Here is an 11,609-nt window from a genome sequence, read left to right as displayed (position 1 = left end):
AGGACGAATCATCGTCCCGTATATCGCCTTTATTGCGCGGCAGCCAGCTGCTGCCAGGTATCGATCACCGAATCCGGATTCAGGGAAATCGATTCGATGCCCTGCTTCATCAGCCATTCGGCAAAATCAGGATGGTCCGACGGACCCTGGCCGCAGATACCGACATACTTGCCCTTGGCCAGGCAAGTGGCGATGACCTTCTCCAGCAGAGCCAGGATGGCCGGGTCGCGCTCGTCGAAATCGGCCGCCAGCAATTCCATGCCGGAGTCGCGGTCCAGGCCCAGGGTCAGCTGGGTCAGGTCGTTGGAGCCGATCGAGAAGCCGTCGAAGTAATCCAGGAACTGCTCGGCCAGGATGGCGTTCGACGGCACTTCGCACATCATGATCACGCGCAAATCGTTTTCGCCGCGCACCAGGCCGTTCTTGCCGAGCAGGCCGATGACTTTTTCCGCCTGGCCCAGGGTCCGCACGAAAGGCACCATGATCTCGACGTTGGTCAAGCCCATGTCGTTGCGCACCCGTTTCATCGCCTGGCATTCCATTTCGAATGCCTCGGCAAAGTCGGCCGCCAGGTAACGGGCGGCGCCGCGGAAACCGAGCATCGGATTTTCTTCATCCGGCTCGTAGCGCGAACCGCCGATCAGCTTCTTGTACTCGTTCGACTTGAAGTCGGACAAGCGCACGATCACCTTCTTCGGCCAGAATGCGGCGGCGATGGTGGCAATCCCTTCGGCCAGCTTGTCGACGTAGAAAGCCTTGGGCGAAGCATGGCCGCGCGCCACCGATTCCACCGCCTTCTTCAGGTCGGCGTCGATGTTCGGATATTCCAGGATCGCGCGCGGGTGCACGCCGATGTTGTTGTTGATGATGAATTCCAGGCGCGCCAGGCCGACGCCGCCGTTCGGGATCGACTGGAAATCGAACGCCAGCTGCGGATTGCCGACGTTCATCATGATCTTCAGCGGCAGCTCAGGCAATGCGCCGCGCGCCACTTCGCTGACTTCGGTTTCCAGCAGGCCGTCGTAGATCTTGCCTTCGTCGCCTTCGGCGCAGGATACGGTAACCAGCGTGCCGTCTTTCAGCACATCGGTAGCGTCGCCGCAGCCGACCACCGCCGGCACGCCCAGTTCGCGCGCAATGATCGCAGCGTGGCAGGTACGGCCGCCGCGGTTGGTGACGATCGCCGAAGCGCGCTTCATCACCGGTTCCCAGTTAGGATCGGTCATGTCGGCCACCAGCACGTCGCCCGGCTGCACGCGTTCCATTTCGGAAGCGTCATGGATCACGCGCACCGGACCGGCGCCGATTTTCTGGCCGATGGCGCGGCCATGGGTCAGCACGCTGCCGGTGCCCTTGAGTTTGAAACGCTGCTGGGCGTCAGTCGTTTTTTCCTGCGACTTCACGGTTTCCGGACGCGCCTGCAAGATGTACAGCTTGCCGTCGCGGCCGTCCTTGCCCCATTCGATGTCCATCGGGCGCTCGTAGTGCTTCTCGATGATGGTGGCGTATTTGGCGAGTTCGACGATTTCATTGTCGGTGAGCGAATAGCGGTTGCGCAGCTCGATAGGTACGTCGACGGTCTTGACCGAACGGCCGGCCTTGGCTTCGCCGGTGAATTCCATCTTGATCAGCTTGGAGCCGATGTTGCGGCGGATGATAGGCAGCTTGCCTTGCTCCAGCATCGGCTTGTGGACATAGAACTCGTCGGGATTGACCGCGCCCTGCACCACTGTCTCGCCCAGGCCGTAGCTGGAAGTGATGAACACCACATCCTTGAAGCCGGATTCCGTATCCAGGGTGAACATCACGCCGGCGGCGCCGACATCGGAACGGACCATGCGCTGGACGCCGGCCGACAACGCCACTTCAGCGTGGGTAAAGCCTTTGTGCACGCGGTAAGAGATGGCGCGGTCGTTATACAGCGAGGCGAACACGTGCTTCATGGCTTCCAGCACGTTTTCAATGCCGACCACGTTGAGGAAGGTTTCCTGCTGGCCGGCGAACGAGGCGTCCGGCAAGTCTTCCGCCGTCGCCGACGAACGCACGGCGAACGACATCTCGCTGGAAGAATCTTCGACCAAACGTTTGTAGAAGGCATGGATTTCCTGTTCCAGGCGCGGCTGGAACGGCGTCTCCACAATCCATTGGCGGATCTCGGCGCCGGCTTGCGCCAATGCCCGTACATCTTCGATGTTCAGGGTCGCCAGGCGATCGGCGATGCGGTCGGCCAAGGCCGGGCCGCCGTCGGCGCTGTGCGACAGGAAATCGCGGAATGCCTGCGCCGTGGTGGCGAATCCGCCCGGCACCCGAACTCCGGCGCCGGCCAGCTGGCTGATCATTTCACCCAGCGATGCGTTTTTGCCGCCGACGGAATCGACATCCGTCATCCGCAGATTTTCAAAGGAGATGACGTAAGCCGCCCCCTGGGTAGCACCCATCTGTATTGCATTGGACATAACAACCTCTAGTTTGATGATAAGAAATCTTCACAATTGCCTTCGCCGCCCTTGGCTTTTTGTTATTCTTCGTCAGGTAGCTTCAAATATTCAGTTGGCTGCCATTTTATGCCAATTTAGCGTTCACAGGCGCACAAGGCAGCACGCAGCCGTCAGCAGGCTAGAGTCCGTGCTCAGTTAAAAGTTCGGCGGCTCCACGGGCGCCGCCGCAGTTGCCGGGCAACGCCTTGCTTTTTATTTTTTACTTTATTTTCGACAACATTATGCTAGATGCCGCTCCTGCACCGCTGGTTCCTGCCCACCGCACCGTCTTCTTTGTTTCCGACGGCACCGGCATCACCGCCGAAACCTTCGGCCATTCGGTGCTGACCCAGTTCGAGCTGCGCTTCAAGCAGGTGCGCCTGCCCTTCATCGACACCCTGGACAAAGCCTACGACGCCACCCGCAAGATCAACGAAGCATGCGTGGCGGACGGCAAATTGCCTATCGTGTTTTCGACGCTGGTCAAGGCCGACTTGTCAAAGGTCATCCAGCAGGCCAAGGCCATGCATATGGACCTGTTCCAGACTTTTGTCGAGCCGCTGGAACGGGAGCTGGGCGTCAAGTCCACCCACACCATCGGCCGCAGCCATAACACAGCCAATACCGACGAATACAAGAACCGGATCGAAGCCATCAATTTTTCGCTGGCGCATGACGATGGCCAGTCGCACAAGAACCTGGCCGACGCCGACGTCATCCTGGTCGGCGTCTCCCGTTCAGGCAAGACCCCTACCAGCCTGTACCTGGCGATGCAGTTCGGCGTCAAGGCCGCCAACTACCCTTTGATCCCCGAGGATTTCGAGCGCGACAAGCTTCCCAGCGGCCTGTTGCCATTCAAGCAAAAGATTTTCGGCCTGACCATCGCTGCCGACCGCCTGTCGGAAATCCGCAATGAACGCCGTCCGGGCAGCAAATATGCCGCGCTGGCAAATTGCCGTTATGAAGTGAATGAAGCGGAAAAAATCATGCGGCGCGAAGGGATACGCTGGATGTCGTCGACCACCAAATCGATCGAAGAAATCGCGGCGACGATCTTGCAGGACATCAAGCCGGATATGCGGACTTTCTAAGCGGAGGCCGGGCCTGCCGGCTGGCTCAATCCAGTGCCTGGCGCAGCTGTTCGAAAAAACATACCGCCGCCGCAGCGGCAACATTCAGCGACTCCATCTGCCCGCGATGCGGAATCACGACTTGCTGGCTGGCCAGTTGCAGCAAATCTTCCGCGACGCCCTGCCCTTCATGGCCGAACAGCCACGCCAGTTCTCCGTGCAGGTCAGCCTGGTAGATGCTTTGCGTGGCATACGAGCTGGTGGCAAGCACCGGTACCTGCGCTGTCGCCATCAGCGCCGCCAGGTCAACGCCTTCGAAGATGTCCAGAATGAAATGCGCGCCCATGCCCGCCCGCAGCACTTTGGGCGACCAGGCAGATGCGCTGCCTTCTGAACAATAGATCTGCCGGATGCCTGCGGCGGCGGCGCTGCGCAGGATGGAACCGAGGTTGCCTGGATCCTGCAGGTTGTCGAGCAGCACGGCAGACTGGGTCAACGCGGCCGGCTCCACCGCTTTCGGCGTCTCAACCACAAACAGCAGGCCGACGCCGTGCTCGACCTGGCTCAGCGCCTGGTACTGGCCATCCGGCAGCACCACGCATTGCACCGCCTCGGCCTGGCATTGCCGGATCACCGTAGCCGCTTCGGCATGCGTCAGCGCGGTTTCGCTGGCGACGCACAGCACCGGCCTGGCGCCGCTCTGCAAATACGCTTCGGCCAGGTGGATCCCGTCCAGCAACGTACGGCCCGCCTTGCGCCTGGCCTGGGCGCTGGTGGCCAGCTGCTTCAGTTCCTTGTACAAAGGATTGGCGGACGAGGTGATGCTTTTCATGCCGCCGTCCCATCGATATCCAGCGCCAGCAAGGCCCGTACCGGCGCATAGGATTTGCGGTGCACCGGCGACACGCCATGCAGGCGCAGCCGTTCCATGTGCAGCGCCGTCGGATAGCCTTTGTGCTGGTCGAAAGCGTAGTGCGGATATTGTGCGTGCAGCACCTGCAGGGCAGCGTCGCGCGCGGTCTTGGCGAGAATCGAGGCCGCCGAAATGGCCTGCACCTTGTCGTCGCCCTTGACGATGGCCTCGGAACGGATGCTGAGCTGCGGACAGCGGTTGCCGTCGATCAGCGCCAGCGTCGGCTTCATGGACAGTCCTTCCACCGCGCGCCGCATCGCCAGCATGGTTGCCTGCAATATGTTGAGGCTATCGATCTCCGCTTCGGAGCATTCGGCAATGGCCCATGCCAGCGCATGGGCCTTGATTTCCACGGCCAGCAATTCACGCCGTTCGGCGGTCAGTTTCTTCGAATCGCGCAAGCCGCTGATCGGCCGCGCCGGATCGAGTATCACGGCGGCGGCAAACACCGGTCCGGCCAAGGGGCCGCGGCCGGCCTCGTCGACGCCGCAAATGGTTTCGCCGTCGTAGGTGAAGAGAGAGAAATTCTGGTCGGATGGGCTCACGGCGTTCAGTACCAAGTAGTACGCCGGATCAGGCCGGCGAAAGTCCGGATGGACGTTTATGTTGTTCAATCACTTGCAGCACGGCTTGCGCGCTTTCGCTGGCGGTATCGCGCAGCAGGGCGTGATGCATGTCGGTGAAACGCTGCCGCAGCATCTCCTGGCGCGCCGGATCTTCCAGCTGCTGCCAGAGCGCATCCGCCAGCGCCTGCGGCGTCGCATTATGCTGCAACAGCTCCGGCACCAGGAATTCGCGCGCCAGGATATTCGGCAAACCTATCCACGGCTGGTAGCTCATGTGGCGCAGGATTTCCCACGTGGCGCGCATCATTTTATAAGCGATCACCATCGGTTTCTTGTACAAGGCGACTTCCAGCGATGCGGTGCCGGAGGCCACCAGCACCGCATCGGCCGCCGCCATTGCCGTATGCGATTGCCCGTCCAGCAACTGGATAGGCAAGTCTTGCAGGCCGGCCTGGCTGACCAGTTCGCTAAACAGCCTGCTTTGTTTTTCTCCCGCCATGGGCGCGATGAAACGCATGCCGGGATCGCGCTGCGCCAGTATCGCGGCAGCTTGCACAAAAGCTATCGTGTTATGTTTCAGCTCGCCCATGCGGCTGCCGGGCATGATCGCGACTACCCGGCCGGCGGCCGGCAGGCCGAGCGCGCTGCGCGCCGCGGCGACATCCGGCACCATCGGGATCACTTGCGCCAGCGGATGGCCGACGTAGGTTACCGGGATCCCGGCCTTGCGATAGATTTCTTCTTCAAACGGGAAGATGACCAGCATATGCGACGCCGCACGCGCAATCTTCTTGATGCGTCCGCCGCGCCAGGCCCAGATCGAAGGACCGATGAAATGCACAGTGGGAATGCCGGCCTGGCGCAGTTGCGCTTCCAGGCCGAAATTGAAATCCGGGGCGTCGACGCCGATGAACACATTCGGCTTCTCCGCCAGCAGGCGGTCGCGCAACGCGACCTGGATGCCCTTGAGCTCGCGGTAGTGGGCCAGCACTTCGAACAAACCGTTGACCGACAGCTTTTCCATCGGCCAGTCGCTGACAAAACCGTACTCTGCCATCCTGGCGCCGCCGATGCCGTACATGCGCGCATCCGGCAGGTGAGGACGCAGGCCGGACAACAGGCGGCTGGCAAGCAAATCGCCGGAAGTTTCTCCGGCGACCATGGCGATGGCTACTTTGGCGTCAGCGTCCGCCATGTTCAGCGGATGATGCCACGCGTAGAGCCGGCAATGAAATCACGCATCAACTTCAGGTCTGCGGCAGATGCCGGCGCTTTCGACTCTTCCTGTTCCAGCGCCGCCATGGCGTCTTCCAGCGCCAGGCCGGAGCGGTAAATGGTGCGGTAGGCGCGTTTGATCGCCATGATCTGCTCGCTGCTGAAACCGCGCCGCCGCAAACCTTCGCTATTGATGCCCGCAGGTTCGGCGCGGTTGCCGGCGGCGGTCACGAACGGCGGCACGTCCTGGCTGACGGCCGCGGTGAACGCCGTCATCGCATGGGCGCCGATGCGGCAAAACTGGTGCACGGTGGTAAAACCGCCAAGCAGCACCCAGTCGCCTATATGCACATGGCCGGCCAGCGTCGCGTTATTGGCGATCGTGGTATTGCTGCCGATCTGGCAATCATGCGCCACGTGGACATAGGCCATGACCCAGTTATCGTTGCCGATACGGGTGACGCCGCTATCCTGGACGGTGCCGAGATTGAGGGTGACGAATTCGCGGATGGTGTTGCGGTCGCCGATTTCCAGCCGGGTCGGCTCGCCGGCGTACTTCTTGTCTTGCGGCACGGCGCCGATCGAACCGAACTGGAAAATCGCGTTATCGCGGCCGATCGTGGTATGCCCTTCGATCACGGCATGCGGGCCGATCTTGCTGCCGGCGCCGATCGCCACATGGGGGCCGATCACCGCATAGGCGCCGACTTCCACCGAACTGTCGAGGAATGCCTTGCTATCGATGACAGCCGTAGGGTGAATGCGCGTCATGGGATCACTCTGACGGGCTGGCATCCACCACCACAGTCGCAGCAGCACCGGGGCTGACCGCGGTGCGCATGGTGCACATGAATTCGGCTTCTACCGCCATCTCGCCGTCGACGCTGGCGACAGCCTTGTATTTCCAGATGCCCCGCACGACGCGCACGATCTCGACTTCCAGCTTGATCTGGTCGCCTGGTTCGACCGGGCGGCGGAAACGGGCCTTGTCGATGCCGAGGAAGTAGACCACGGTATTTTCATCCGGCTTGCGGCCTTCGGTCAGGAACGACAGCAAGGCGGCGGTTTGCGCCAAAGCCTCGATGGTCAGAACGCCTGGCATTACCGGTTTGTTGGGAAAATGGCCATTGAAGAATTCTTCATTGATGGTGACATTCTTGATCGCCGTGATCGACTTGCCGCTTTCCCAATTCAATACGCGGTCAACCAGCAGCAGCGGATAACGGTGCGGCAGGTAGGTCTTGATCTGGTTGATGTCTAGCGTTTGGTTTGGACTATTCATTATCTTTTTGGGTAAGCTGTTGCGGTAACTGTTCGATGAGCTGTTTAATGGATTTTTCCAGAGCCCGGATTTTCTCACGCATTGTATTCAGATTGCGCACCAAGGCAGCAGATTTTTCCCAATCGCCGTGTTTGGCAATCGGGTAGAAACCGGTGTATTGGCCTGGCTCGGAGATCGAGCGCAATGCCAGCGTACCCGCTGACACATGCACATGATCGACGATGGTAATGTGGCCGTGGATCATCGCCGCCCCGCCTATCGAGCAAAATTTGCCGATCCTGGCGCTGCCGGCAATCCCGGCGCAAGCTGCAATCGCAGTATGGGCGCCGATATGGCAGTTATGGGCGATCTGGATCTGGTTGTCCAGCTTGACCCCTTCCTCTATCACGGTGTCGGCCAGGGCGCCGCGGTCGATGGTGGTGTTGGCGCCGATTTCGACATCGTCGCCGATCAGCACCCGGCCGGTCTGGGGAATCTTGACCCAGGTCCCGCCGTCATTGGCAAAACCGAAACCGTCGGCGCCGATGACAACGCCAGAATGGATAATGGCGCGCCGGCCGATCTGGCAGGCGTCATAAACCGTGACGTTGGGATGCAGCAGGCTGCCCGCGCCGATGCTGACGCCGCGGCCGATCACGCAGCCGGCGCCCAGGTTCACATGCTCGCCGATCGTGGCGCCGGCGCCGACGACCGCGTTGGCGCCGACATAGGCAGTCGCCGCGACCTGGGCCGCAGGATCGACGCTGGCTGCCGGATGGATGCCAGGCACCACTGGAATAGCGTTTTTTGCAGCAAAAAACTGCGCCGCCAGCGCGAAATACGCATAAGGATTGGCGGCGACAATCCGTGCGCCGCGATAGCCGGCGCCGACCGCGGCGTCATCCGCCGCCGACAGGATTATGGCTGCCGCCTGCGTTTGCGCTGCCTGGGACCGAAACTTGGGATTGGACAAGAAGGTGATCTGTGATGCGCTGGCGTCGCTCAACGGCGCGATGCCCGATACCTGGGTATCGGCATCACCGATCAGTTGGCCACCCAAGCTTTCGACCAGTTCTTTTAGCCGAATGCTCATATAGTGGCCTTGACAGAATGGGTTACTTATTGAGGATCTTCAATACTTTATCGGTGATGTCGATGCGCGGGCTGACATACACGCCGCCTTCCTGGAACACCATATCGTATTTTTCCGCTTCGGCGATCTGCTTGATCGCCTTGGTCGAGCGCTCCAGCACGATCGCCAGTTCTTCGTTGCGGCGCTGGTTCAGGTCTTCGCGGAACTCACGCTGCTTGCGCTGGAAATCCTTGTCCAGGTCGCTCAGCTCGCGCTGGCGCTTGACCCGCTCGGACTCCGAAATCACGGCTGAATCCTTGTCCAGCTTGTCAGCCATGTTTTTCAGGCGGGTAGCCTGGTCTTGCAAATCCTTGTCGCGCTTGGAAAACTCGGCTTCGATCTTGGATTGCGCGGTCTTGGCCGGGGTCGCCTCGCGCAAGATGCGCTCGCTGCTGACGAAGGCGATTTTCGAACCTTCATCAGCATGCGCCGGGGCTGCCGACAATAAGCACGCCGCCAGCAAGCCGGCGGTGGGCAATGATGTAAAGGTTTTAATTAGAGATTTCAACACTATTCTCCGGAATTCAAATGACGCAACTTGTGCATTATGCCACTCTTGCCAGAATCTGCAATTGTGCACCATCCTTGTGGTTTAGAAACCCGTGCCCAGCTGGAACTGGAAGGACTGCTGCTTGTCGGTCGGCTTCGCGTTCAACGGCTTGCCGTAACTGATTTTCAACGGGCCGATAGGCGATACCCAGCTCAAGCCGATGCCCGTAGAATAACGCAACTCGCTGAGCTGCATCGGCTTCTTGTCGGCGTATACCTGGCCGCCGTCGAGGAAGGTGAACCAGCGCAGGGTACGGTCGCTGCCGGAACCGGGGAACGGGAACTGCGCTTCCAGGTTGCCGAACACCCGCGATGCGCCGCCCATCGAATCGCCGTACTGGTCGACGTTGGTGCCGACGCCCAGGGTCGAGCCTTCAAAACCGCGCACGGTGCCGATACCGCCGGCGTAGTAGTTCTTGAACACGGGATACGGCTTGCCGCCGATGCCGCGGCCATAGTCGATTTCACCGTTCATGGCCAGCGTCACTGCATTGCTGAACAAAGGCTGGAAGTATTGGTGCTGGTAGCTTGCACGATAGTAGCGCAAGGTGCCGACCGCGGAAAGTTCAAGGCTGGCGCGCTGGTAGCGTCCCTTGGTCGGGACCAGCGCGCTGTCGCGGCTGTCGCGCTGCCAGGCTGCCGTCAGCGGGAAACTGTTGGTGGTTGCCGTCGCCGGGTTGGCCAGCACGTTATACCCGAGGCCGGTGTCGACCGACCGGCTGCCGTTGCCGAAGTCCGAAACATATTGCTGGTACAGCAGCGGGCTGGAAGCGTCGGCCGAAACGGCGGTGTTTTCCACGCCGATGCCGAAGAACACCGTATCCAGTTCCGAGAATGGCACGCCGAACTTGATATCGCTACCGATGGTCCGCACCTTGTAGTCGCCGGTGGTGTACTGCGACGGCCGCACGGTGCGGTAGTACAGGTCGTAGGTGCGGCTGATGCCGTCATCCGTAAAATAAGGATTGGTCTGGGACAGCGCAATCACCCGCGAATAGCTGCTGGTGTTGACGTCGAGGCCGATGGTGTTGCCGCTGCCGAAAGCGTTCTGCTGCTGGATCGAACCGGACAGGCTCAGCTTGTCCTGCTGCGAGAAGCCGGCGCCGACCTGGATGTTGCCGGTAGGTTTCTCGGTAACCGCCATGTTGATGTCGACCTGGTCGGAAGTGTTCGGCACTTCCGGCGTTTCGATGCCGACGTCCTTGAAATAGCCCAGGCGGTCAACCCGGTCGCGCGACAGCTTGATCTTCGAACCGTCGTACCAGGAATCTTCAAACTGGCGGAATTCGCGGCGCACCACTTCGTCGCGCGTCTTGGTGTTGCCGGTGACGTTGATATGGCGCACGTAGACGCGCTTGCCGGGATCGACCATGATGGTGAACGCCACTTCTTTCTTCTCCCGGTTCAATTCGGGATTGGCGTTGACGTTGGCGAACGCATAACCGAAATTGCCCAGCCGCTCCGACATCTTCTTGGTGCTGTTGTTGAGCTTTTCGCCGTTGAATGTTTCACCCTTTTTCAGCTCCATCAACGATCGCAGTTCATCCTCGCGGCCGAACATTTCGCCTTCCATCTTGATATCGGAAACCGTGTATTTTTCACCTTCGTTGATATTGATGGTGATGTAGATGTCTTTCTTGTCCGGCGTGATCGAGACCTGGGTCGACTCTACCTGCATCTCGATATAGCCGCGGTTCAGGTAATACGAACGCAGGGTTTCGATGTCGCCCGACAGCTTCTCTTTTGCATACTGGTCAGCCTTGGTGTACCAGGTAAACCAGCCCGGCGAGCGCAGCTTGATCTGGTCGCGCAGCTTGCCGTCGGAAAACGCCTTGTTGCCGACGAAACGGATTTCCTTGATGCGCGATACTTCGCCTTCATCCACCGCAAACGTCACATTGACCCGGTTGCGCTCGATCGGCGTGACGGTCGTGGTCACCTTCATGCCGTACAGGCCGCGCGACAGGTATTGTTTCTTCAATTCCTGTTCTGCGCGATCAACCTGGGCCTTGTCGAAAATGCGCGATTCGCCGACGCCGATTTCCTTCAGGGCCTTGGTCAGCTGGTCTTTATCGAATTCCTTGATGCCGGAAAAATCGACGCCGGCAATCGACGGCCGCTCTTCCACCATGACCACCAGCACATCGCCTTCGGACTCGACCCGTACATCCTTGAAGAAGCCGGTCGCGTACAAGGCCTTGATCGCCGCCGTGCCTTTTTCATCGGTGAAGGTTTCACCGACGCGCACCGGCAGGTAGCTGAAAACGGTGCCGGCTTCGGTACGTTGAATACCTTCGATGCGGATATCCTTGACCACAAACGGCTGCACCGCCAGCGCTTGGCCCGAACACAGGGCAAAGGCAGCGGCAGCAATCAAACGACGGGGAAGAATCGACAAAGGGGAGTGCTCAGAATGTAATTTCATT

The 11,609-nt window shown here is 60.2% G+C and carries 10 protein-coding genes; 1 reads left to right on the top strand and 9 read right to left on the bottom strand.

Features of this window, described 5'->3' with window-relative positions; translation table 11 throughout:
* Positions 1-29 precede the first annotated feature (29 nt).
* Entirely contained in the window at positions 30-2,387 is a 2,358-nt protein-coding gene (gene ppsA / locus AC07RZ_RS04355) for a phosphoenolpyruvate synthase (protein ID WP_494667042.1), read from the bottom strand.
* Positions 2,388-2,719: 332 nt separating this feature from the next.
* Between ppsA and ppsR the strand changes: the two genes are divergently transcribed.
* On the top strand, positions 2,720-3,568 hold the full coding sequence (gene ppsR / locus AC07RZ_RS04350; RefSeq protein WP_092396540.1) for a posphoenolpyruvate synthetase regulatory kinase/phosphorylase PpsR: 849 nt from the start codon (positions 2,720-2,722) through the stop codon (positions 3,566-3,568).
* Between the two features lie 25 nt (positions 3,569-3,593).
* Here ppsR and AC07RZ_RS04345 read toward each other — a convergent pair whose 3' ends face one another.
* The 8 genes from AC07RZ_RS04345 to bamA form a co-directional block, all read right to left on the bottom strand.
* Positions 3,594-4,379: a TrmH family RNA methyltransferase gene (locus tag AC07RZ_RS04345; RefSeq protein WP_494667022.1), complete on the bottom strand. Its 786-nt coding sequence runs from the start codon at positions 4,377-4,379 to the stop codon at positions 3,594-3,596.
* Entirely contained in the window at positions 4,376-5,005 is a 630-nt protein-coding gene (rnhB, locus tag AC07RZ_RS04340) for a ribonuclease HII (RefSeq protein WP_494667021.1), read from the bottom strand. The genes AC07RZ_RS04345 and rnhB overlap by 4 nt, the downstream gene beginning before the upstream one ends.
* A 28-nt stretch (positions 5,006-5,033) precedes the next feature.
* Positions 5,034-6,221: a lipid-A-disaccharide synthase gene (gene lpxB / locus AC07RZ_RS04335; protein ID WP_494667020.1), complete on the bottom strand. Its 1,188-nt coding sequence runs from the start codon at positions 6,219-6,221 to the stop codon at positions 5,034-5,036.
* A gap of 2 nt (positions 6,222-6,223) precedes the next feature.
* Positions 6,224-7,012 (bottom strand): acyl-ACP--UDP-N-acetylglucosamine O-acyltransferase, encoded by a 789-nt coding sequence (gene lpxA / locus AC07RZ_RS04330; RefSeq protein WP_494667019.1) that lies wholly within the window; start codon positions 7,010-7,012, stop codon positions 6,224-6,226.
* A 4-nt stretch (positions 7,013-7,016) separates the two neighbouring features.
* Positions 7,017-7,523 (bottom strand): 3-hydroxyacyl-ACP dehydratase FabZ, encoded by a 507-nt coding sequence (gene fabZ, locus AC07RZ_RS04325; RefSeq protein ID WP_092396474.1) that lies wholly within the window; start codon positions 7,521-7,523, stop codon positions 7,017-7,019.
* Positions 7,516-8,595, bottom strand: coding sequence for a UDP-3-O-(3-hydroxymyristoyl)glucosamine N-acyltransferase (lpxD, locus tag AC07RZ_RS04320; RefSeq protein WP_494667018.1), 1,080 nt, complete (start codon positions 8,593-8,595; stop codon positions 7,516-7,518). Before lpxD ends, fabZ begins: the two co-directional genes overlap by 8 nt.
* A gap of 22 nt (positions 8,596-8,617) precedes the next feature.
* Entirely contained in the window at positions 8,618-9,142 is a 525-nt protein-coding gene (locus tag AC07RZ_RS04315) for an OmpH/Skp family outer membrane protein (RefSeq protein WP_342828199.1), read from the bottom strand.
* Between the two features lie 84 nt (positions 9,143-9,226).
* Positions 9,227-11,608: an outer membrane protein assembly factor BamA gene (gene bamA / locus AC07RZ_RS04310; protein WP_494667017.1), complete on the bottom strand. Its 2,382-nt coding sequence runs from the start codon at positions 11,606-11,608 to the stop codon at positions 9,227-9,229.
* Between the last annotated feature and the right edge of the window lies 1 nt (position 11,609).

The organism is Collimonas sp. GW821-FHT07E08 (assembly GCF_059418905.1).
The sequence above is the reverse complement of the archived record's forward strand: the minus strand, read 5'-3'. Positions and strand labels throughout refer to the sequence as shown.

Excerpts from the sequence above, each read along its gene's own strand:
- lpxD (WP_494667018.1), bottom strand. The coding sequence starts at position 8,595 with ATGAGCATTCGGCTAAAAGAACTGGTCGAAAGCTTGGGTGGCCAACTG.
- lpxA (WP_494667019.1), bottom strand. The coding sequence starts at position 7,012 with ATGACGCGCATTCACCCTACGGCTGTCATCGATAGCAAGGCATTCCTC.
- AC07RZ_RS04345 (WP_494667022.1), bottom strand. The coding sequence starts at position 4,379 with ATGAAAAGCATCACCTCGTCCGCCAATCCTTTGTACAAGGAACTGAAG.
- lpxB (WP_494667020.1), bottom strand. The coding sequence starts at position 6,221 with ATGGCGGACGCTGACGCCAAAGTAGCCATCGCCATGGTCGCCGGAGAA.
- ppsA (WP_494667042.1), bottom strand. The coding sequence starts at position 2,387 with ATGACGGATGTCGATTCCGTCGGCGGCAAAAACGCATCGCTGGGTGAA.
- bamA (WP_494667017.1), bottom strand. The coding sequence starts at position 11,608 with ATGAAATTACATTCTGAGCACTCCCCTTTGTCGATTCTTCCCCGTCGT.
- fabZ (WP_092396474.1), bottom strand. The coding sequence starts at position 7,523 with ATGAATAGTCCAAACCAAACGCTAGACATCAACCAGATCAAGACCTAC.
- ppsR (WP_092396540.1), top strand. The coding sequence starts at position 2,720 with ATGCTAGATGCCGCTCCTGCACCGCTGGTTCCTGCCCACCGCACCGTC.